Annotated in this window: 19 protein-coding genes and 1 pseudogene; 9 read left to right on the top strand and 11 right to left on the bottom strand. The window is 66.9% G+C overall.

Annotation, left to right across the window (positions count from 1 at the left end):
- Nucleotides 1–117 precede the first annotated feature (117 nt).
- The 4 genes from AC5Y4S_RS13535 to AC5Y4S_RS13550 are packed head-to-tail and all read left to right on the top strand — an operon-like array spanning nucleotide 118 to nucleotide 3,921.
- On the top strand, nucleotides 118–933 hold the full coding sequence (locus tag AC5Y4S_RS13535; RefSeq protein ID WP_500033225.1) for an SDR family NAD(P)-dependent oxidoreductase: 816 nt from the start codon (nucleotides 118–120) through the stop codon (nucleotides 931–933).
- A gap of 5 nt (nucleotides 934–938) precedes the next feature.
- On the top strand, nucleotides 939–1,487 hold the full coding sequence (locus AC5Y4S_RS13540; RefSeq protein WP_500033226.1) for a nuclear transport factor 2 family protein: 549 nt from the start codon (nucleotides 939–941) through the stop codon (nucleotides 1,485–1,487).
- Nucleotides 1,484–2,431 (top strand): SMP-30/gluconolactonase/LRE family protein, encoded by a 948-nt coding sequence (locus tag AC5Y4S_RS13545; RefSeq protein ID WP_500033227.1) that lies wholly within the window; start codon nucleotides 1,484–1,486, stop codon nucleotides 2,429–2,431. The genes AC5Y4S_RS13540 and AC5Y4S_RS13545 overlap by 4 nt, the downstream gene beginning before the upstream one ends.
- Nucleotides 2,428–3,921, top strand: coding sequence for an adenylate/guanylate cyclase domain-containing protein (locus AC5Y4S_RS13550; RefSeq protein ID WP_500033228.1), 1,494 nt, complete (start codon nucleotides 2,428–2,430; stop codon nucleotides 3,919–3,921). Before AC5Y4S_RS13545 ends, AC5Y4S_RS13550 begins: the two co-directional genes overlap by 4 nt.
- A gap of 21 nt (nucleotides 3,922–3,942) precedes the next feature.
- Here AC5Y4S_RS13550 and AC5Y4S_RS13555 read toward each other — a convergent pair whose 3' ends face one another.
- Nucleotides 3,943–5,238 (bottom strand): amidohydrolase family protein, encoded by a 1,296-nt coding sequence (locus AC5Y4S_RS13555; RefSeq protein WP_500033229.1) that lies wholly within the window; start codon nucleotides 5,236–5,238, stop codon nucleotides 3,943–3,945.
- Between the two features lie 117 nt (nucleotides 5,239–5,355).
- Between AC5Y4S_RS13555 and AC5Y4S_RS13560 the strand changes: the two genes are divergently transcribed.
- The gene (locus AC5Y4S_RS13560; RefSeq protein WP_068186407.1) at nucleotides 5,356–5,574 is read left to right on the top strand and encodes a hypothetical protein; all 219 of its coding nucleotides are present in this window, start codon (nucleotides 5,356–5,358) and stop codon (nucleotides 5,572–5,574) included.
- A 6-nt stretch (nucleotides 5,575–5,580) separates the two neighbouring features.
- On the opposite strand, the gene AC5Y4S_RS13565 is transcribed toward AC5Y4S_RS13560, so the two are convergent.
- Genes AC5Y4S_RS13565 through AC5Y4S_RS13590 form a run of 6 tightly spaced genes read right to left on the bottom strand, consistent with a single transcriptional unit; the run spans nucleotide 5,581 to nucleotide 11,895 of the window.
- On the bottom strand, nucleotides 5,581–6,720 hold the full coding sequence (locus tag AC5Y4S_RS13565; RefSeq protein ID WP_068186405.1) for an acyl-CoA dehydrogenase family protein: 1,140 nt from the start codon (nucleotides 6,718–6,720) through the stop codon (nucleotides 5,581–5,583).
- Between the two features lie 2 nt (nucleotides 6,721–6,722).
- Complete coding sequence (locus AC5Y4S_RS13570; protein ID WP_500033230.1) at nucleotides 6,723–7,766, bottom strand: acyl-CoA dehydrogenase family protein; 1,044 nt, start codon at nucleotides 7,764–7,766, stop codon at nucleotides 6,723–6,725.
- Between the two features lie 2 nt (nucleotides 7,767–7,768).
- Nucleotides 7,769–8,968 (bottom strand): cytochrome P450, encoded by a 1,200-nt coding sequence (locus AC5Y4S_RS13575; RefSeq protein ID WP_068186401.1) that lies wholly within the window; start codon nucleotides 8,966–8,968, stop codon nucleotides 7,769–7,771.
- A gap of 46 nt (nucleotides 8,969–9,014) precedes the next feature.
- Nucleotides 9,015–9,464, bottom strand: a complete 450-nt coding sequence (locus AC5Y4S_RS13580; protein ID WP_068186399.1) for a VOC family protein — start codon at nucleotides 9,462–9,464, stop codon at nucleotides 9,015–9,017.
- The gene (locus AC5Y4S_RS13585; RefSeq protein WP_500033324.1) at nucleotides 9,461–10,663 is read right to left on the bottom strand and encodes a CoA transferase; all 1,203 of its coding nucleotides are present in this window, start codon (nucleotides 10,661–10,663) and stop codon (nucleotides 9,461–9,463) included. Before AC5Y4S_RS13585 ends, AC5Y4S_RS13580 begins: the two co-directional genes overlap by 4 nt.
- Nucleotides 10,660–11,895: a CaiB/BaiF CoA transferase family protein gene (locus AC5Y4S_RS13590; protein ID WP_500033231.1), complete on the bottom strand. Its 1,236-nt coding sequence runs from the start codon at nucleotides 11,893–11,895 to the stop codon at nucleotides 10,660–10,662. Before AC5Y4S_RS13590 ends, AC5Y4S_RS13585 begins: the two co-directional genes overlap by 4 nt.
- Nucleotides 11,896–12,005: 110 nt before the next feature.
- On the opposite strand from AC5Y4S_RS13590, the gene AC5Y4S_RS13595 reads away from it, so the two are divergent.
- From AC5Y4S_RS13595 to AC5Y4S_RS13610, 4 genes and pseudogenes are all read left to right on the top strand, one after another.
- Entirely contained in the window at nucleotides 12,006–13,211 is a 1,206-nt protein-coding gene (locus tag AC5Y4S_RS13595) for a cytochrome P450 (protein WP_500033232.1), read from the top strand.
- 11 nt (nucleotides 13,212–13,222) lie between these two features.
- Nucleotides 13,223–14,443: a CaiB/BaiF CoA transferase family protein gene (locus AC5Y4S_RS13600; RefSeq protein ID WP_500033233.1), complete on the top strand. Its 1,221-nt coding sequence runs from the start codon at nucleotides 13,223–13,225 to the stop codon at nucleotides 14,441–14,443.
- A gap of 47 nt (nucleotides 14,444–14,490) precedes the next feature.
- A pseudogene (locus tag AC5Y4S_RS13605) lies at nucleotides 14,491–14,580 on the top strand (SDR family mycofactocin-dependent oxidoreductase); the annotation flags it as partial.
- 61 nt (nucleotides 14,581–14,641) lie between these two features.
- On the top strand, nucleotides 14,642–15,931 hold the full coding sequence (locus AC5Y4S_RS13610; RefSeq protein WP_500033234.1) for a phosphotransferase: 1,290 nt from the start codon (nucleotides 14,642–14,644) through the stop codon (nucleotides 15,929–15,931).
- Between the two features lie 162 nt (nucleotides 15,932–16,093).
- Here the strand turns inward: AC5Y4S_RS13610 and AC5Y4S_RS13615 are convergent, their stop codons facing one another.
- The 4 genes from AC5Y4S_RS13615 to AC5Y4S_RS13630 form a co-directional block, all read right to left on the bottom strand.
- Complete coding sequence (locus tag AC5Y4S_RS13615; RefSeq protein WP_500033235.1) at nucleotides 16,094–17,308, bottom strand: cytochrome P450; 1,215 nt, start codon at nucleotides 17,306–17,308, stop codon at nucleotides 16,094–16,096.
- 64 nt (nucleotides 17,309–17,372) lie between these two features.
- On the bottom strand, nucleotides 17,373–18,491 hold the full coding sequence (locus AC5Y4S_RS13620; protein ID WP_500033236.1) for a thiolase family protein: 1,119 nt from the start codon (nucleotides 18,489–18,491) through the stop codon (nucleotides 17,373–17,375).
- On the bottom strand, nucleotides 18,488–18,718 hold the full coding sequence (locus tag AC5Y4S_RS13625) for a hypothetical protein (RefSeq protein WP_500033237.1): 231 nt from the start codon (nucleotides 18,716–18,718) through the stop codon (nucleotides 18,488–18,490). Before AC5Y4S_RS13625 ends, AC5Y4S_RS13620 begins: the two co-directional genes overlap by 4 nt.
- Entirely contained in the window at nucleotides 18,708–20,807 is a 2,100-nt protein-coding gene (locus AC5Y4S_RS13630) for a CoA transferase (RefSeq protein ID WP_500033238.1), read from the bottom strand. Before AC5Y4S_RS13630 ends, AC5Y4S_RS13625 begins: the two co-directional genes overlap by 11 nt.
- Nucleotides 20,808–20,828: the final 21 nt, after the last annotated feature.

Genomic DNA, 20,828 nt, shown 5'->3' on the forward strand with positions numbered 1-20,828 from the left:
GCCACCGTGGCAGCCGCCACTGATTGGATAATAGAACACTCAGTGTTAATCTGTCACTCGCGGTGAGCTGGTGAAGGCCCCTCCCCGATGCGGTCCGATGGGCGTGAGGAGAAGCGAATGACGCTGCACCGGAACGCCGCATCGCTCGACGGCCAGGTCGCGGTCGTCACGGGCGGGGGCGGGGGGATCGGAAGCGCCATCGCCGCGGCCTTCACCGAATTCGGCGCGCGGGTGGCCATCTGGGAAAAGGACCCGCGGAGTGCCACGGCGGTGGCCGCGCGCGTCGGCGGCCTCGCGTGCGTCACCGATGTACGCGAAGCCGAACAGGTCGACGCGGCGCTGGCCACCACCGTCGACGAACTCGGGGTGCCGTCCATTCTGGTCAACAATGCCGGCGGGGTCTTCTGGTCCGGACTGCTCGACACCTCTCCCAATGGCTGGGATGCCCTGATCCGGATCAATTTGACTCAGGTTCTGCTCTGTACGCAGCGCATCGCGCGGGCCCTGGTGGAGGCGGGGCGGGGTGGCAGCGTCATCAACATCAGCACGATTGAGGCGGTACGGGCCGCGCCCGGGTTTGCCGCCTATGCCGCGGCCAAAGCGGGGGTGGTCAACTTCACCAAGACCGCGGCACTCGAACTGGCGCCGCACAACATCCGCGTCAACGGGCTGGCGCCCGACTTCACGCTCACCGAAAGTCTGGCAACGATGGCGCCCAACGGCACCGAGAACGCCAAACTGATGGTGCCAATGGGTCGCGCCGGACACGTTGACGAGATGGCCGGAGCTGCACTATTTCTCGCCACCCACCTGAGCGCCTACGTGACCGGGCAGACGCTACACGTCGAGGGCGGGACATCGGCGGCCGGCGGCTGGTATCACCATCCGCAATCCGGGCGCTACATACTGGGCCCGCCGACCTCGGTGCCCTAGCCCCGATGCATGACGCGCAAGTCCGGGAACTGTTGGCGAAGGAGGAGATTCGTCAACTGCCCTACCGTTACGCCGCCGCGATCGAAACGCGGGATGTCGACGCGATGGCCGAACTGTTCGCCCCGCACGCCCGCTTCGGCGACCACGGTGAGGGTCGAGAGGCGCTGCGCCGGCTGATGTCGGCTAGCGTCGACGCCAGCTTGTTCGCTGTCATCCTCGTCGCTAACCACCTCATCGAGCTGGACGCCGAGGACCGCGCCCACGGGCAGGTCTGGGCCCAGTGCTTCGCCCAGACCCACACCGACGGGTTCGTCGAACAGCTCATCAAGTACGAGGACCGCTACGAACGCCACGGCGGGCGTTGGCTTTTCCTGCACCGAAGGCATCGGCTGTTCTACGGCGTGAGCCGCCGAACGTCGCCGCTGACTCAAGAAGCCGCCTCCTGGCCCCGAAATCAGACCGGGGTCGGTGACCTGCCGCTGACCGATCCGGTCTTCACGGCGTGGTGGCAGACCAACGCGGCGGCGCGGAGCGAGGGGGAACAGCAGCCGTGAACGCTGGCCGTTGCCTGGCCAATGGACTTTTGTTTCCCGAAAGCCCGGTCGTCTTGGACGACGGTTCCGTCGTGTTGTCGGAGATGGCGGCCGGCAAGATCACCCGCGTCCGCCCGGACGGCGTCGCCGAAACGGTCGCCGAGACCGGCGGCGGCCCCAACGGGGTGGCACGGCTTCCGGACGGCCGGCTGGTGGTCTGCCAGAACGGCGGTTCCACCTTCGGACAAGGGCCGTGGCCGTACGACTTCGCCGGTTGCGCAACGCTTTTCCGGCCGGTCGGCCCGCCCGACCACCCCGTCGTTCCCGCGCTGCAGCTGGTCGAATCCGGCGGCCAGGTCAGCACCCTGTACACCGAATTCGCCACGCGCTCCGGCACCACGTTGGCGCTGATGCGGCCGAGCGACATCTGCATCGACGGCGATGGTGGTTTCTATGTCACCGACGGCGGAGCCGTGCGCAACCGCAACCGCGGCATGACGGGACTGCTCTACGGCACCGTCGACGGTGGGCTTCGCGAGATCGTCTACCCGCTCGAGATGCCCAACGGCGTTGCGCTGTCCCCGGATGGGGCGTTGCTTTACGTGGCCGAGACGCGCACGCGCCGGGTCTGGGAATTCACACTGGACGGGCCCGGTGTGGTGTCCCGGGCGCGCGGTTTAACAACCGTGCCCAGCGGCGGTCCGCTGAATGTCGGAGGGGCCGACGGGCTCTGCGTCGACGCGGCCGGCCGGATCCTCGTCGCGACCCTCGGGACGGGGGGTGTCACCGTCTTCTCGCCCAACGGCGAACTGCTGGGCGCTATTCCGGCCGACGACCCGATGACCACCAACGTCGCCTTGAGCGCCGATGGCGACACGTTGTTCATGACGCTCGCGTCATCGGGGCGACTGGTCATGGTGGAGGACTGGCGGGAACACCTAGGCGCTGCCCGGGCGTCGCCGTGAAGCTGGTCCCACGCCGCCTGCGTTCACCGTTTGCTCCCGCCGGAAGACCACTGCTCATATCCGGTGCGGTCATCCCGACCCTCGTCGGTGCGGCGGTGATCGCCGCGCTGGCACTGTGGGGTCTCCCGACCGGCACGGCGCTCGCCCAACACCATGTGCTGAGGCTCAACGTCGTTGTGGCGCTCTGCTATTGCGTTATCAGCCTGCCCTTTGCGGTGATCTGCGGCTACCTGTGGATGAGCCTGCCGGCGGGCGCGAGCGACGGTACCGCGCGGCACGTCGTCTTGGCCATACCCAGGAGAATGGCCGTCCTCCACGGGGCGGTGTGGTCAACGGCCAGCGCGGTTTTCGTGCTCATCAATCTCGGCAGACCATGGCTGGCGGCAACGCTGGGCGTGTCGATGATCCTGGGCGCCATCGTGACAACCGCACTGTCTTATTGGATGTGCAAGATCGCGCTACGACCAACAACGGCCGAGCTGCTCACCGACCACCCACCGACACAGCCTCAAGGGCCAGGCCTTCGGCTGCGCGCGGTAAGCGCCTGGATGATCGGAACGGGGGTTCCGACGCTGATGGTCATGCTCGTCGCCGCGAGCGCGCTCTTCGTCGAGTACTCCGCGCATCGACTTGCGCTGGTTGTTCTAGTACTCGGCGGTTGCACCCTGGCCTGTGGTCTGGTGGTCGCCGCGTTCAACGCGTCAACCATCGCCGGTCCCATCGACGAGGTCAGGGACGGCATGCAGTCGGTTCAGCGCGGCGAATTCGATGTGTCCGTGCCCGTTTTCGACGCGTCCGAGCTGGGCCTGCTGCAGGCCGGCTTCAACACGATGGCGACCGGGTTGCGTGACCGCGAGCGAGTCCGCGACCTGTTCGGCCGCCACGTCGGCCGTGAGGTGGCCCGTCGGGCGGAGCAACTCGCCGGCGCGGGTGACCGGATCGAGTTCGACGGGGTCAACCGCGACGTCGCGGTGTTGTTCGTGGATCTGGTCGGCTCGACCCGACTGGCCATCACAGTGGAGCCCCACGAGTTGCTCGCTACGCTCAACGAGTTTTTCGCGGCAGTGGTGAACGTCGTCGAACAAAACCGGGGTCTTGTCAACAAGTTCGAAGGGGACGCCGCACTGGCGATTTTCGGCGCTCCCGTCGACGACGTCGACTGCGCCTCGCACGCGCTGGCGACCGCGCGTGAACTCAACAGCCTGCTGAATCCGCCCGGCGCGCCAATCAGGGCCGGCATCGGCGTGTCGGCCGGCATGGCCGTGGCCGGCAACGTCGGTCACCCTGGCCGCTACGAGTACACGGTGATCGGCGACCCGGTGAACGAGGCGGCGCGGCTGACCGAGGTCGCCAAGCTGTCGGGTGGCGTCGCGGCCTCGGCCGCGGCACTGGCCAGGGCCGGTCAGGAATCGGGGCGGTGGCGGGTCGTCGACTCCAAAGTGCTTCGTGGGCGCGCCAACCCGACCGATATCGCCGTCCCGGTCGATTGACGTGCAGGTGCGTGAGCCAGATCAAACCTTGTGCGACTTCTGCTCTTCCATCTTGTTCAGGAAGCCCTCCAATCCGATCCCGCCGTGGTCGGCCATGACCTCGTCGTAGTCGTACTGTGGCGGGTTGCCGCCGTTGGGGCGCCATCCGGCATCCGCCGTGCAGGACTTGAAGCCGTCCTCCGGGAACGCGTACCAGCGCCGCGTGTTGAGTTCGACGATCTTGGCGGCCTCCTCGTCGGGCACGTCGGCGAGCATCTCCTCGGCGCGCGCACGGCTCTTGGGCCAGAACGAGTCCGAGTGCGGGTAGTCGCATTCCCAGGTGATGTTGTCGATTCCTATCTGGTGGCGCATCGACATGCCGACTTCGTCCTCGATGAAGCATCCGGAGATGTTGCGCCGGAACAATTCCGACGGCGCCACCGTGGGATGGATGTTCTGGTAGTACTTGTGCTTGCGCCAGACGTAGTCCGCGCGCTCGACGAGGTACGGCATCCAGCCGACGCCGCCTTCGGAGAACGCGACCTTGAGGTTCGGGTGCTTGTGGAACACCGGCGAGAAGATGAGCTCGGTCGCCGCGGCCATGGACGTGGTACCCATCAACGTGATCATCACCGCGAACGGCGCCTCGGGTGCGGTCTGGGGTGGGAATCCGCCACTACCGAAGTGCATCACCGCGGTCAGGTTGGTCTCTTCGAGCGCCGACCACACCGGCTCCCAGTACGCGGTGTGGTAGCTGGGCAGCTTCAGGTTGGTCGGATTGTCCGGCAGCCCGATCGCCCGCGCCCCCTTGGCCGCTACCCGCTCGATCTCGGCCACGATCAGGGCCGGGTCCCACAGCGGCGTGATCGCCATCGGGATGAACCGGGCGGGGTCGGTGGCGCACCACTCGTCGAGCGAGAAGTCGTTCCACGCCTGGACGGACAGGTGCGCGAGTTCCTTGTCCTCGCCTTCCAGGAATACGGTGCCACAGAAGCGCGGGAAGGACGGAAAGCACAGCATCGCGTGCACTCCGTCGATGTCCATGTCCGCCAGCCGGGCTTTCGGGTCGTAGCACCCGGGAATCATGTCGGCGTAGCGGATCGGATCGACGCCGAACTCCTCCGGCGATTTGCCGGCGACCGCATTGAGCCCGATGTTGGGGTAGGCCCTGCCCTCGTACACCCACTGCTGCACCGGTGGGGCCCCTTCGCGCGGAAAGTCGACGATGCGGGGACCGTCGTCGAGGAATTTCTTCGGGAGCCTGTCCGCCCAGACCTGCGGTGGCTCGATCAGGTGGTCGTCGACGGACAGGAGCTTCATCGAAGGTTGCAGCGGCATTGTGGGAATCGTCTCTCGAAGTCGTGCGATACGGTACAAGTGAACAGATTGTGACTAGTTGACTATAGCGCCGATCGCGGCCGGAGCTCAAACGAACAGGCCGCACCAAGGAGAACCATGACACCACCCGAAACGCCACCGTCGCGCATCCCGCACGACGACTGGGCCGACCAGGACCTGCTCACCAAGGGTGAGGCGGCCGAACGCCTCGCCGCCGAAATAGCCGAGGTCAAAGCCAAACTCGCCACGTCGGATGGAAAGGACGAGACCCTGATTCGACGACTCAAAGGACTCGAAGAGGCTTACAAGCACCTGACGGCGGACCGGCACGGCTGATTGGGCTCAGGCCCGCGGCAATCCCAGCACCCGTTGCGCGACGATGTTGCGCTGGATTTGGGCGGTCCCGCCGTAGATGCCGGCGGCGCGCGACCACACGTAGATGTCCCATTCCAGGCCTTCGGTGAGCAGCGGGCCACTGGCAGACAGGTCCATCATGGCGTGGGCGAAGAACTGGTCCGCGCGCGTCATGAGCAACTTGTCCACCGACCCCTCGGGCCCGGGAAGCTTGCCGTTTTGGCGCTCCGTGAGGGATCTCATGACCTTGATCTGCAGCGCGCGCAGCTCGACATAGGCCTGCCCGAGCCGGGCCCGAGCCGACGGGGAGTCTTCGAGCCAGCCGACGCGCACGTCCTCCTCGAGCCGCCGCAGCTGCGTCTTGAGGCGGCCGATCCAGTTGATGTCGCTGGGACCGCGCTCGTAGGCAAGCAACTGGTTGGCAATGGACCAGCCATCCCCGCGCTTGCCGAGCAGGTTGCTCGCGGGGACGTCCACGTTGTCGAAGGTGATCTCGGTGAACTCGCGGTTGCGTGCGGCGTTGACGATGGGGCGCACCTCGATGCCGGGCGTCGACATCGGCACCAGCAACACGGAGATGCCCGCGTGCTTCGGCGCGTCAGGCTCTGTGCGGCACAGCAGGAAGCACCAGTCGGCGACCGCACCGAAGCTCGTCCAGATCTTGCGGCCGTTGACGCGAAACATTTCACGCCCGGCGGTGTCGACCAAATCGGCCCGCGTCTTGAGGCCGGCGAGGTCGGATCCCGCCTCGGGTTCGGAAAACCCCTGGCACCAGCGCACGCGGCCGGACAACAGGCCGGGTAACAGCGTGTCGCGCTGCTCGTCGGTCCCGAACAGCCGCAATGCGTTGCTGAGGTGACCAACGCCCTCGATGGGCGCGGCGCCGGCCCGCCCGAGCTCGTCGTTGAGGATCGCCTCGTAGACCGGCGCCTTACCATGTCCCCCGTACTCGACGGGGAAGGACAACCCGATGTATCCGGCTTCGTAAAGCGTTTGGTGCCAGGCATTTTGCGCATCCGCCCGGGCGGCCGGGTCGTCGGGGATCGCGGCGTCGGGGGCGTGGTCGGACAGCCACTGCCTGAGCTCGGCGCGGAACCGCGCTTCGGGTGCGCTGTCGTTGAAGTCCATCGTTAAGCGAGCTCCCGGTTGGCCAGCCGCAGCGCGGCGATGGCCTCGTAGTGCACCGTCTCGTCACCGAACAACCGCCGGTCCAACAGGGTCCGGCGCAGCCTCAGGTGCGACACGTGCTCCCAGGTGATCGCGATGCCACCGAAGACCTGAACCGTGGTCTCCACCACCTCCCGGCCCGCGGCCGAGGCGTATGCCTTGGCCGTCATCGCCGCAAGGCGCGCCTCGTCGGCCGGCAAGTGGTCGATCGCCCACGCGGCGTGCCAGAGGCAACTCCGGGCGCCTTCCACTCGCACCAGGGCATCCGCGAGCAGGTGGCCCACGGCCTGAAACGAGCCGATCTTCACCCCGAATTGAGCCCGCTCGCCCGCGTAGCGGACCGCGTCGTCGAGGGCACCCTGCATGACGCCGACCAGGTCGGCGGCGACTGCGGTCAAAGCTAACGACTCGACCCGCCGCCACCGTTCGTCATAGATGGGTTCTCCGGTCACCACCGCCGACGCGGCCGCATCGGCTGCAAAGCAATGGAATTCACGCGTCAGGTCGAGCGCGCGGTGCTCGGCGCCGCCCAGCGGTGCGCACACAAGCCGGCGTTGTCCGTCGGTATGGGCGGCCAGTAATCCGTGGGTGGCGCCCGCGGCGTCGAATGCCACCCCCGGTCGGTGAGCCGAGCCGAAACCCATCAGGTCGGGGCCCAGCACAGGCGCCAGCCGAAGGCTGCCTTCCGCGACGAGCTCCAGTTCCTTCTCGGCTTCGGCCGCCTCCAGGAGCTCGGTGGCCAGCACCGCCTGGCCCACCACCGGAACGGCGCTGAGGGTTCTGGCGAGTTCTTCGATGACGATCACGGTTTCCACGCCGCTCGCCTCTAGGCCGCACAGGCGGGGCGAACGCAGCGTTGGCACACCGAGATCCACCAGGCGGCGCCACTGGGCGGCGAGCGCCTCGCCGGTCGGGATCTCGTCCGCGCTGGTGACGCCCACGCTCTCCCCCAGCTGCGCGGCGGTGTCGCGGAGCAATTGCTGCTCGTCGGTGAAGGCGATCTCCATGGTCAGCGCAGGGTCATCTCCACGCTGGTGTATCCGCGCACCGTCGCGGTGAGCACCCGTTCGCGTGCCCCGATGGCGTAGTCGGGGAACTTGTCGGCGATGTAGTCGAACACCAGCTGGGCCTCCCGGCGCGCCAGCCATTGCCCGAGACAGATGTGGATTCCCCACCCGAAGTACACGTCGGTGCCGCGCGGTCGGCCCATGATGAAGCGGTCCGGATCGTGGTAGCGCCGTTCGTCGCGGTTGGCGCTACCCAGGAGCAGCAGGACCCAGTCGCCGGCGTCCATGGTGACGCCGTGCCGCTCGATGGGCCGGGTCAAGGTGCGCGCCACCCAGTGGCTCGGCGTGTCGTAGCGCAGCGCCTCGTTCACCGCCGCCGGAATCAGCTTGCGGTCCTTGACGATGCGCTGCCACTCGTCGGGGTGCTCGGCGAGCGCGACGAGGCCGTTGGAGATCAGCTTCTGAGTGGTTTCCGAGCCGGCCGCCGACAGGAGATTGCAGAACATCAGCACCTCGTGCGGGGTCAGTGCGCGCTGCTTGCCGGCTTCGGGGTCGTCGAACGTGGCTTGCAGCACGATGCTGATCAAGTCGTCACCCGGGTCGGTGCGGCGCCGTTCGATCAGGTCACCGATGTACTGGCTGATTAGGCGGTTGGCCTCGATGGCTTGGGCCGGCATCGCGACCTGCCCCTCCTCCCGCGTGAGGAAGGCCTCCCACCAGACGCGCAGCTGCGCACGGTCGCTGTGCGGCACGCCGAGGAGATCACCGATCACGTCCGTGGGCACCGAGAACGCGAAGGCCTGCATCGCGTCGATGGTGGTACCCGGTCGCAGCCGGCCCAGGTGCGTGTCGACCACCGCCCGCAGGGCAGATTCCATGGCGGCGACCGCTTTTGGCGTGAAGAAACCCTTGAGGACGCCGCGAATGCGGTCGTGACGGGGCGGGTCCATCGAGATCACTGAGTACTTGCGTCCGTCGTTGTCCGGGTTCTCCGGCGCCGGACCGCGCTTGGACGAGAACGTCTCCCAGTCCCGCAGTGCCTGCGACACGTCGTCGAACCTGGACAGGACCCACCAGCGGTTTTCGGGATCCCGGTAGACGGGCGCTTCGTCGCGCAATCTCCGGTACACCGGGTAGGGATCGTCGAAGATCGCCTTGGAGAACGGCGAATACATCAACTCGCTGGTCGCTGGCACAGCCATGACTCTATCATCGCGATGAACAATCGGACGTTGAGTGACTAACTGCTCAGTTGCTTGGCGGTGTGCGTTCGATCAACTCGATCCAGTTGCCGTCGGGGTCGGTGGCCATCAGTCCCCGATTGCCCCCCTCGAACGTCACCGTCCGCTCCGGTCGAGCCTGGCCACCCAGGCGCTCGATACCCGCGACGAACGCGTTCGGGTCGTCGACGCGGAACGAAAGATGCGTAAAGCCCACCGCGTTCATCCGGCGGGGCCGGCGCTTCTTCCGAACCCCGGGCGCCGGGTAGCTGAGCAACTCGAGGCGGAACCCGTCGCGCTGCAGGTAGACGAGGTCGAGCACCAGCCCGGGCACACCGAGCAGCCGCGCCGTCTCGGTACCGTCGACCCGCAGTCGACCACATTCGTCGAATCCCAATGCCAGGCAATAGAACTGGACTGACCTTTCCAGATCGCTGACGCACAGCCCGATATGGGTGAGGCGGGCACCGGAGCTCATGCGGTGTCGTCGGCGAGTTCGTCGAGCAGCGCGTTGTGTTCCCCGAGCAGGGGAGGCCGTGCGCGGCCGACTGCTGGATTGGCGCCGAACAGGTATGGCGTGCCCGGGTAGCGGAAGGTCTCCCCCAGTTCGGGGTGGTCAACCGGAACATGAAACCCGCGGGCGGCTATGTGTTCGTTCTCGAAGGCCTCGTCGGGTGACAGCACCGCTCCGGCGGGGAATCCGCGTCGCTGGCTTTCCAGGAAGTACTCGTTGGCCGGCATCCGGGAAGCGATCAAGGTGATCGCGTCGCGGGCCGCCGTCAGTATCGCGGTGGTCTCGTCGTCGGCACCGATCTTCGCGATGTCGACCGGCTCGTCGCGAGAGGCGGCCATTTCCAAGAACACCGCCTCGGGAAGGTCGTCGGTCAGGCCGAGGTCCGCAAGCCAACCCAGCAGCTTCGCGAATTCCGGCGGCTTGCGCGGCAGCACGCCGGTGGTGGCGTAGGCGCCGTCGGCGCATCGAACCTGGGTCGGCTGGCTCGGCGTGAAGTACGCGTGACGGCCGGTCTGCCGGACGCACGTCTCGTTGTTGACCAGCCAGTGGTACGTCGTCTGTTCGGAGCTGACATTGCAGGCGGCGTTGACGCTGACGTCGACAAGCTGACCCTCGCCGGTCTGGTCGCGGTGCGCCAGGGCGACCAGCGCTCCGATGGCGCAATACAAGCCGGCGATGTTGGCCGACTGCTCGCCGGCGCCGCGGATCGGCGGCACGGAGTGGTCGTCGTATCCGCAGTTCCAGACCGGACCGCCGCCGGCGAGCATGGTGAGGTCGGTGACCGGTTGGTCGGCCCGCAAGCTGTCGAGCCCGAAGGGGGTGACCGCCACCCAGATCAGGGACGGATGCCGGGCATCGCCGACGGGGCCGGCGTCGGAGATCACGATGTCGGCGCCGGAGACCAGGCGCTCCAGTGCGCTGACGCCCTGCGCGGTGTCGAGATCGAGCGTCACCGACCGCTTGCCCACGTTGCCGCCCCACCAGCGCAGGCTGGTGTCCGGCCCAATGTTGTTGTGCGCGAACGGCGGCCGCGACCGATGTGAGGACCCGGCGAGGGGTTCGACGACGACGACCTCCGCGCCGAGTTCGGCGAGCAGCCTTCCCCCGACGGGGGTGAACTGGCCGCTGATCTCGACGACGCGGATCCCGCTCAGCGCGTTCAGATCACACCGTGCTTAGTCAAGTCGTCCAACTCCTGGTCGCTGCGCCCGAGCAGCCCGCCCAGCACGTCCCGGTTGTGTTCGCCCAGGCACGGCGCGGCCCGCGAGATGCTCCACGGCGAGGCCGACATGCGCAGCGGAATGCCCTCGACGCGCACCGTCCCGATTTCGGGGTGCGCCACGGTCGGGAAGAGTCCCCACTCGGCGAGGTCCGGGTCTTCGTCGATCCGCTCCCGGGGTGATTTGACGACGCTCGCCGGAACCCCGGCCGCGCTGAGTTCGCTTGACAGCGTGGAGGCTTCGCGGGTCCGGGTGCACGCGCTAACGAGTTCGTCGAGTGCGTCGGCGCCGTCCAACCGCTGCTCCAGGGTGGCGAACCGGTCGTCGATCAGGCGCGGTTCGTCGATGACTTTGGACAGCAGCGCGACGTCCCGGTCGTCGCGGCAGGCGATGGCTATCCACCGGTCGTCCCCCAGGCACGGATAGATCCCATGCGGAGCCATCTCACCGAAGTCGGCGTGGTTACCGTCCGGGAGCCCCGGCCGGCGCTCGGGCCGCTTATTGACGGTCCAGTCCAACACTTCGGTGGGCAGCATCGCGATACCCGCTGGCACCGTGGCCAAATCGATGTGCTGGCCCTCGCCGGTGCGTTCACGCTGATGCAGGGCCGCCAGGATCGCGACCGTCATGTAGTAGGCGGCAACGTGGTCCATGTACGAGTAGCCCCATCCCGCGGGCTCGTGATCGGGTAACCCGGCGGTGAAGGTCAGCCCACTCAGCGCCTGAACGATCGGACCCCAGGTCTTGAAATCGCGGTACGGGCCGCTGTGTCCGAAGCCGCAGTTGGAGACGTAGATGATGTCCGGCTTGACCCGGCGCAGCTCGTCGTAGCCGAAACCCATCCTGTCCAGCACGCCGGCCGCAAAATTCTCGCAGACGATGTCGGAGACGGCGATCAGCTCACGCAGCAGCTCCTTGCCGGCCTCGAGGCGCAGGTTGATGGTCACACCGAGCTTGCCCACGTTGTGGTTGTTGAAGCCCGCGCCCAGATTCACGCCCCGACGTTCGTCGACGAACGGGCCGACGCCGCGCAGGGCGTCCCACATACCGCGCGTGACGGGGTCCTCGACTCGAATGACCTCGGCGCCGAAGGCCGCCAGGATCTTTGTCGCCCCGGCGCCGGCCAGTTGACCGCCCAGATCGCACACCCGAAGACGCGATAGGCCGGCGCTCACTATGCAACAATAAAACAGAATTTGTTCTTCTGCCAATGCCTGGGCGGGCGCCTCGGCTGGAGCGGAGGGCTACTCGCAGATTAACAGTCGATGTTCTATTGTTCAGTCTTATGGTGACGATCACAGCGGCCCGCTTCGACGAGCCGGCGTTCTATCTGGGCGACCCGAACGCCACGTTCGCGCAGTTGCGCGAACACGATCCCGTGCACTGGTACGTCGAGGGCAAGTTCTGGGTGATCACCAAATATGACGACATCAAAAACATCTCCGCTCGACCCGAGAAGTTCAAGTCGGAGCGCATCGGGATCATGATGGACCTGATCGCGCACCGGGAGGGCCGCGAACCCCAGGGGTACGGGAACCGCGGCATCATGTTCATGGATCCGCCGGTGCACCGGGTGCACCGCAAAGCCGTTGGTGTGCGGTTCACACCGGCCGCGGTCGCGAAGATGGAGGCGCGGGTCCGCCAGGTCGTCAACGACGTGCTCGACGGTCTGCCGGACGGTGAATTCGACTGGATTCAACGAGTCGCCGAGCCCATCCCCGTATATGTGTTCGCCTACCTGCTGGGAGTGCCCGAGGAGGACTGGCCCAAGGTCGCCGGGTGGGCGACCACGATCGCGAACGTCGGTGGCGGAGCCGCGAGCGATGAGGACTACGCGTTCATCTTCGAGCACATCGGACCCTACCTGATGGGGCTCGTCGCCGAACGCAAGGAACGTCCGCAGGACGATCTGCTCACGCTGCTCACGGAGGTGACCGTGGACGGAGAACCCTTCAACGAGATGCAGGTGATGATCTACGCGCTCACCTTGCTCGCCGCCGGCAGCGAGACGACGCAGAGCCTGATCGCGGGAATCGCGGACTGTCTCGACGCGCATCCCGACCAATCCGCAGTAATGTTCGCCGACCCGAACCTCAGCGGCAACGCGGTCGAGGAGGTGCTGCGTTACTGGACGCCGGTGATGAGCATGGCCCGGCAGGCGGCGCGCGACGTTCGCCTGCGCGGCTCGGACATCAAGGAAGGCGACGGGGTGCTGCTCGCCTACGCCTCCGCGAACCGCGACCAAGAGCACTGGGGCCCGACCGCCGAACAGTTCGACATCCACCGCCAGGACGCCGCCAATCACCTCGGCTTCGGGGTCGGCGAGCACTTCTGCATGGGCGCCGCCCTGGCCCGACGCGAAGCTCGTCTGCTCCTGGAGGAAGTGGCGCGGCGTGCCAAGGGGATTCACGTGGTCGGCGACCGCGTGCCCCGCGTGTCGACATTGGTGCACACGCACGATCACCTGCCTGTCGTACTCGACTACCGCTGAGGGGCTTAATGATGGGCGGACCGATGGCGGGCGTGCGCGTCCTGGAGGTCGCGCAATGGACGTTCGTCCCCGCCGCGGGAGCCGTCCTGGCCGACTGGGGCGCCGACGTCGTGAAAATCGAGCATCCCCGCACCGGCGATTCACAGCGCGGCCTGCGGCAACTCGGCAAGATCACCATCGAAGGTCCGCGCAACCCCGTGATGGAACACGCCAACCGGGGGAAGCGGTCCGTCGCGCTGGATATCTCGACCCCCGACGGCCATGAGCTGTTGATGGAGATCGCCCGGAACAGTGACGTCTTCCTGACCAACTTCCTGCCGGACGCACGCGCGAAGCTCAAGATCGATGTCGACGACCTCCGTGCGGCCAACCCCGACATCATCTACGCGCGCGGCAGCGCCTACGGCCCCCTCGGGGATGATGGCCGGAAGGGCGGCTATGACATGACCGGGTTCTGGAGTCGTGCCGCCGGGGCCGCCAGCACCACCCCCAGTGATCTGAATGGCGTTGTTGCCCAACCCGGTCCGGCCTACGGCGATTCGATTGGCGGCATGACGATCGCGGGCGGCATTGCCGCCGCGCTCTTCGAACGCGAGCGCACCGGCGTACCGCGCACGGTGGACATCTCACTGCTCGGCGTGGGTGTCTGGGCGATGGGCGTCGCGGTGAACGCCGCCCTGGTCAGCGGCGAGCCGTGGGTTGCGAACCCGGCCGGCGCCAACGTGACACCGCACAACCCGCTCACCGGCTTCTACCGCACCAGCGACAACAGGTTCCTGGGGTTGTCCATGCTGCAGGCTTTTCGGTACTTCGCCGACTTCTGTGCGCGGGTCGGGGTTCCCGAACTCGCGGCGGACGATCGGTTCGCCAGCCATGAGCTGCTCGCCAAGAACGCCGGTGAAGCCATCGCCGTGCTGCGCGAGGTCATCGCTGCGGAGCCACTCGACCACTGGCGCAAGGCGCTGGCGGATTTCGACGGCCAGTGGGCGCCGGTGCTCAACACCGCCGAGGTGGCAACCGACCCTCAGGTGCGTGCCAACGGCGGGATCGTATCCGTTGATGGTGACACCGAGTCGTACGAATTGGTGGCCAGCCCAGTGCTCTTCGACGAGACTCCGCTGCGGCTCGGGCCGTCGCCGGAGTTCGCGGAACATACCGAAGCGCTGTTACTCGAACTGGGCAAGGACTGGGATGACATCATTGTCCTCAAGGACGGCGGAATTATCGCGTGACGACCTTCATGGCCTGACGGCGAAATCGCCAACAACGGAGGAAGCACATGAATCGCGTCACCGGCAAAGTAGCGGTCGTCACGGGCGCCGCGCGCGGACAACGACGCGGTCACGCGGTCCATCTCGCCGACGAGGGCCCCAGGTGACATGACACCCGATGAGGCGGTACGAAGCTGGCTCGAGAGTAACCTCGGGCCCGTGCGGGCCTTCGAGCGTCAACCACGTTGGCGTCCAGCCTGGTTCGCCGACGTCGAACGTGACGGCACAGTCATGCCGCTGTATGTGCGTGGCGACCGCGTGGGCATGGAGTTCTCGATGTCCACCTATCGGGAAGCGGAAGTCCTTGAAGCTCTGGAGAAGCAAGGAATCCCAGTTCCACACATTCACGGTCGGATTGACGCGCCACCGGCCATCGTGATGGATCGCTTGTCCGGCGCCAGCAATCTGTCAACCTCGCCGAGCGCAACAGAGCGCAACTCGGTCATCGACGAATACATGGAAATCCTTGCGCGGATCCATCGGCTGGATCCAGGTGAATTCTCCGCCGTCGGACTCAAGTTACCCAAAGACCCTCAGCAGCAAGCGTTGTCGAGCTTCGAAGAGTCCGTCGCGCGGTACCGGTCTACCAAAAAGCGCCCCGAACCGTTTCTCGAATTCGGCATCGGCTGGATCCGCCGCCACGTTCCCGCGCATCGGTTCGACCCTCGCTTCGTCCTGGGCGATCCAGGGCAGTTCATGTTCGCCGATGGGCGCGTGACCGGACTCCTCGACGTCGAACTGGCCTACCTCGGCGACACCGCGCATGACCTCGCAGGACTGCGCCTGCGCGACATCTCCGAGCCGTTCGGCGACCTCGAGCGCGCATTTCGGCGCTATGAGGAGGTCTCCGGCGTAGAACTGGACCTGCCGGTGGTCGAGTTCCACACCGCGCAGTTCTCACTCACCACGCCTCTCTCGTTGGTGATGGTCTTGCACAACCCTTTTCCGATGAGTGACTTGCTGCAATATGAGGAGTGGTTTCAGCAATGCTCGCTCAACGCCGTCGAAGCAATGGCCGCCGTCGAGGGCCTCGCCCTCGGCGATTACCGACTTCCGCCGCCGGCAGATGTCCGGCACGGCGGCCTTATCGACGCGTTGGCGCCCATCATCGAGGATTTGCCCGCCGAGACCGAAGTTGAGCGCTTTCGCCGGCGTCAAACCGCGCAAACCGCACGCTACGTTGCCGATTGCTGTCGGCACGATTCCGCGATCGAATCCGAAAACCTTGACGATATTGAGCATCTGCTTGGCTCCCGGTGCGCCGACTGGCGTGCGGGCGATGAGGCCTTGGAGGCATTTGTGTTGCGGGCACCCGAGAACATGGACGCCGAACTCGTTCGGCTGTTCCACCGCCGCATCATGCGGCAAATGCGTTTGCTAGAACCAGTTCTCAATCGCGGTGGGGGCGTGCAGCCGCTGACACCCCTGGCGCAGTTGCTCGGCCGCTGACACCGCGCAACCTGCTCATCGGCTTCCACCGCACCAACCACACATGCTGCTGGACTGGCCAAATGCGTTCGCCGAACACACCGTGGCGCTCATCGTGGAACTCGGTCGCGACTGGGAGCGGATCTCCGCGCTCAAGGACCGCGGCGCCATCGGCTGACTCCGCTAACGTGTGGCCAACTCCAGACGCTCCCGTCGCCGAACGAGAATGCTGGGCAACCACTCTCCCACGTCGGTCGCCTCGATCCACGCGGTGCGCTCGAGCAGCATCCCCAACACGATTTTGGCCTCTAGGCGGGCCAGCGCGGCCCCCAGGCAGAAGTGGACTCCCCTACCGAAGGTCACATGCCCCTTGGCGTTGCTCCGTTCGAGGCGGAATTCGTTTGGCGCGTCGAAGTGCGCGGGATCGCGATTGGCCGCTCCCCACATCAGTAGCACATGGGAATTAGCGGGCACCTCGACTCCGCCGAGCGTGGTGTCGCGCAGCGCGTGGCGGTAGTGCCCACGAAACGGCGCCTCATAGCGCAGTACCTCTTCGATAAAGGCGCCCAGCAGTTCGGGATTCTCACGGATCTGCCGTTGGATTTCGGGGCGGTCGGTGAGAATCCATGCCGCGCTGCCCAAAAGCGATGCAGTGGATTCGCCGGCGGCGCTGAATAGAGTGAGCATTATCGTCAGCGCCGGGTGCTGCTCCAACTCGCCGGCAGCACAGCGTTGGGCCAGGTCCGCCATCAGGCCGTGTTCGGCCTCGACGCTGGCCTTTTCGAAATGTTCCCCGACATAGCCGGACAGTTCCATCGCAGCGGCTCCGGCCGCGTCGAGCTGCGCCTGAGTGACAATCCCGTCCAGCAGCGTCGTGGTGGCGTAGCCGAGACGAATGAGCTTGTCGACGTCGTCGTCGGGAAGGCCCAGCAGTCTGGCCACGACCATCATCGGGAGCCGGTTGGCCATCGCGCTCATCCACTCAATGCGGTCGCCGCGCAGATGCTCGTCCCACAACCGGTCGGCGGTGTGGGCGGCGAACTCCTCGATGATGCGGACCCTCTTGGCGGACAGGTGCGGTAACAAGATCTTTCGGTGCATGGCGTGCACCGGGTCGTCCGCGGTGGCCAGGGCGTGCGCAGAGTCGCCGGGCGGAGACATCTCGAACGGGGTGACCGTCCCGTCGTCGTGATAGACCATTGTCGCGGTGAGGTTCGACGAAAAATCGTCGACCCGTTCGACGGCCTCCATCACGGCATCCCAACCGCACACCGCGTAGAACGCCGAGCTTCCGATGCGATGCACCGGCGCCTCGGCGCGCATCCGGTCATACAACGGATACGGATCCTGCAGCGCCTCGGCGCAAAAAAGCCCGACGGGATCGTCAAGAACAGTCATCGACCCACCTCGCTACGGGATTGATAGCCGACCCATTGCGCCTGCGCCGCGCCCATGCCGACAATCACCGGCCTAAAACTGCGACGACGCATGAGCCGCCGCCGCCCATCGCCTGTGCCAGTCCGACCCGGGGATCGGGAACCTGCCGCGAATCCGCTTCTCCGCGAAGTTGACTGACGACCTCCGCTGTCTGCGCCAGTCCCGTCGCGCCGAACGCGTGACCACGAGCGAGGCAGCCGCCGTCGGTGTTGGTTGGCAGCTTGCCGTTGGATCCCAGGCCCCCTGAATGGGCAAGCGCGGCCACCTCCTGGACGTTGACGAGCCCGAGAGCGACAAGCGCGGTGATCTCTTCGCTCGCGCACATGTCATGCAGGGAGACGACTCCCACTTCGTGCGGCGCCACCTGCGCCGCCTCGAACGCGCGCTGAGCGGTCAGCGTGATCTGTGATGGCGGGCCGACACACGGACCGGCTATCGGCCACCCGCGGTCCTGTGGCCAGCTTGTCTGCTCGATCGCGTTGATCGCCACGGACCGGGAGCGCTGCGCGGAGGTCACGACGATCGCCGCACCGCCATCGACCGACGCGTGGCACATCATCTTGGTGAGCGGCTCGGCCACCATCCGCGCAGCCATCACCTGCTCGACCGTCACCTCGTCGTCGTTGCGCCGCGCCGCAAGCGGATTCAACCTTGCCTGGTTGTAGGACTTCGCGGCGACGGCGCCGAAAACCTCCGGTCCGCACCCTGCCTCATACAGCCATCGATTCGCCTCGATCGCGTAGTGGATCTGCGGCGGAAACCGGTCCCAGAAGTCGACCGCCGCCGGCACCACCCCGCCGGGTTCCAGCGCCGTCGTCTTCTCGTAGCCGATCGCCAGCGCGGTTTCGCAGCGACCCGAGGCCACCGCCCACGCGGCGTGCCGCAGGGCGACCATGCCGCCCGCCGAGGCGCTCTCGATGGCGGTCACCGGAATCCCGGTGCGGCCCAGGCGAAGTGCCACCTTGAGGCCGGTCTGGGGCGGTGCCATCGAGGAAGATGTAAATACCTCGCCCACAGCGTCATAGCCGATGCCCGCGTCGGCGAGTGCCGCCTCGGCGGCCTCGAAGCCGAGCGTCGCGAGCGCGGTGTCGGCGTGTTTACCGAACGGTGTGACGCCGATACCGGCGACGTGTGCCCCTGTCATTCCGGTTGCGCCTCGAACAATTCGATGATGTTGTCCTCCAACGTCTTTTGGACGACTCGGCCGACGGTGCCGGGCGCCGGGCGAGGGCCGGATACCAACACTTGCAGCCGCCCGTCGGAGGTGTCGACCCAGGCGACGCTGTAGCCGTCCTGGCCGTACCCGGGGATCGGTGACTTTCCGGGTACGAAGGTCGACGCCCACACGGTCGCGGGGCGATCAGCGGACATTGGTCATGCCTCCTTGGTGCGCGTTGGCGCTGCCCAGGGCCGGCGGCGGCAGGAGCGGGACCGGTCCGTGACCGACGAATCGCCACGGCAACCCCACGAGTCGGGCAGTACCGATGTCCGGGTCCGGGTGCGCGATTTCGGGGAAGAATCCGCGAATCACCAGATGCGGATCGGCAACCAGGTCCTCGGCCCGTTGCACCGCGGCGGCGCGCAGACCCGACGCGCCCAGACGCGCGGAAACCTCGTCGGCGGGTGCGGCCGCAATCAGCGCCGCCAGATTCTCGGCCATCGTTGGTTGCTGCGAATGTCTTGACACCGCAGTCAGTTCCGCTGCACGCCTCCACTCATCGGGCTCCGCGATCTCAACGGCGACCCAGCGGCCATCGGCCGCACGATGGACGCCGCGATGCGCGGAGTCGGGGCCCACCGTACTGCCGGGAGCGGAGGCCGCCGCGACGAACTCCGCCACGGTCGACGCCACGACCTCGGCCATGGAGAGATCGATGACGGCGCCGGTGTCACGCGCCGGCCCGACCGCCCACGCGGCGACCACCGCGGCGGCGACGACCGAGGACAGCGGATCGGCGATCACGGTGCCCAGCCGCGCCGGTGCTCCATCCGGTCCGACGGTCAGTCCGGCCAGCCCTCCATAGGCTTGAACATTGTTGGCATATACCCGATATCCGGCCATGGGGCCTTCCGAGCCGAAGCCGGAGACCCGCAGCGCGAGCCTCCCCGAGCCTGCCACGTCGGCCGGATCCACCTTGAGCCTGGAGAGTCGCGCGCTGCCGACGTTCTCGATGAGGACGTCGGCGTCGGACAGCGCCGCGGCGACGTCGTCCACCGCGCGGGCCGGGTCCATGAGCAGGCTTTGTTTGGAATGGTTGGCCACTGAGAAATACGCGCCGCGCTCGACCCCTGGGCGGCCGCCGGCAAAGGGGCCCGTACGCCGATAGATGTCAAGGCGCTGGGGATCTTCGAGCCGCAACACGCGCGCGCCCATGGCACCGAGGAGCGCCCCGATGATCGGCCCGGCCAGGACGTGGGTCAGCTCGGCGACCCGCAAATCGCTCAGGCGGCCGGTACGGCGGTGGTCCGCCTCTCTTCCGCCGTAGGTGAGCCACGGCGGTTGGAGCAGGCAAAGGGCGACCCCCCCAAGCTGTGCTGCGGACACCGCGCCGCGGAAGGCAAACTGCGGCGACGTCAGAATCTCCCCGGCCGCGTTCACCGGTGTGGATGGCACGCCGTTGGCCTGAAGCAGCGCCGCACACGCTTCTTTGTCGTGCGTTGCCGCCCATGCTGTTACGTGTCGGTTGATCAGATCGGCGTGGTCGATCCGGGCCTGGCGTTCGTCGAGACCGGTGGCCCAGGCCGGATGGCCCAACGCCGCGAGCAGTCCCCGCCACTGGTGGTTCTCGACGGCGGTGATGCGGACCATGCCGTCACGGCAGGGAAAGAGTCCCGACGGCGCGAGGTAGCGCCCGCTGCCGGCTCTTCCGGGGCACCCGTACAGGACGTGGGCGCATTCCGGGAGCGCCGCGGTGAACGCGACCGCCTCCTGGACCGACACGTCGACGAGCACTGGGCTGTCGCCGTCGTTGCGCCGATCGAGGCCGTGCAATGCCGCCAGCGCCGTGACGGCTCCAGCCGCCTTCAACGCCACGTACCCGGGCGCGGGGACCGGTGCTCCATCGGAACCTTCGATCGTCGCGAGCATGCCGCCGGCCGCTTGGGCGACGAGCTCGCCGCCGGGCTGCGACGACCGCGGCCCGTCGAGGCCGAACGGGCTGACCGTGACGACGACCGCGTTCTCGGCGGCCGGTGGCGTGACGGCACGGCCGTGATCGACGATCACGATGTCGTGCTCGTCGATCAATGCTGAGAGGTCCGTCGGCGGGTGGACGATCCGCTTGCCGCGATCGAGAGTGAGGTCAACGGCCGCGACCGGCCCGGCTGGGATGCCGAACACGGGTCCCACCCGATGAGGCGCGCCGGCACCAACAACCTTCGTCGCCTCCGCGCCGAGGCTGGCCAGGAGCGCCGCGGCGGCCGAACCGGCGATCCCGTCGCCAAGTTGGAGCACCCGCACACCGGTTAGGAAAGGCGTTTC

The sequence above is a fragment of the Mycobacterium sp. NGS64 genome (assembly GCF_059812245.1).

Excerpts from the sequence above, each read along its gene's own strand:
- AC5Y4S_RS13535 (WP_500033225.1), top strand. The coding sequence starts at position 118 with ATGACGCTGCACCGGAACGCCGCATCGCTCGACGGCCAGGTCGCGGTC.
- AC5Y4S_RS13540 (WP_500033226.1), top strand. The coding sequence starts at position 939 with ATGCATGACGCGCAAGTCCGGGAACTGTTGGCGAAGGAGGAGATTCGT.
- AC5Y4S_RS13555 (WP_500033229.1), bottom strand. The coding sequence starts at position 5,238 with ATGCCGCTGCAACCTTCGATGAAGCTCCTGTCCGTCGACGACCACCTG.
- AC5Y4S_RS13560 (WP_068186407.1), top strand. The coding sequence starts at position 5,356 with ATGACACCACCCGAAACGCCACCGTCGCGCATCCCGCACGACGACTGG.
- AC5Y4S_RS13565 (WP_068186405.1), bottom strand. The coding sequence starts at position 6,720 with ATGGACTTCAACGACAGCGCACCCGAAGCGCGGTTCCGCGCCGAGCTC.
- AC5Y4S_RS13570 (WP_500033230.1), bottom strand. The coding sequence starts at position 7,766 with ATGGAGATCGCCTTCACCGACGAGCAGCAATTGCTCCGCGACACCGCC.
- AC5Y4S_RS13575 (WP_068186401.1), bottom strand. The coding sequence starts at position 8,968 with ATGGCTGTGCCAGCGACCAGCGAGTTGATGTATTCGCCGTTCTCCAAG.
- AC5Y4S_RS13580 (WP_068186399.1), bottom strand. The coding sequence starts at position 9,464 with ATGAGCTCCGGTGCCCGCCTCACCCATATCGGGCTGTGCGTCAGCGAT.
- AC5Y4S_RS13595 (WP_500033232.1), top strand. The coding sequence starts at position 12,006 with ATGGTGACGATCACAGCGGCCCGCTTCGACGAGCCGGCGTTCTATCTG.
- AC5Y4S_RS13600 (WP_500033233.1), top strand. The coding sequence starts at position 13,223 with ATGGGCGGACCGATGGCGGGCGTGCGCGTCCTGGAGGTCGCGCAATGG.
- AC5Y4S_RS13615 (WP_500033235.1), bottom strand. The coding sequence starts at position 17,308 with ATGACTGTTCTTGACGATCCCGTCGGGCTTTTTTGCGCCGAGGCGCTG.
- AC5Y4S_RS13620 (WP_500033236.1), bottom strand. The coding sequence starts at position 18,491 with ATGACAGGGGCACACGTCGCCGGTATCGGCGTCACACCGTTCGGTAAA.
- AC5Y4S_RS13625 (WP_500033237.1), bottom strand. The coding sequence starts at position 18,718 with ATGTCCGCTGATCGCCCCGCGACCGTGTGGGCGTCGACCTTCGTACCC.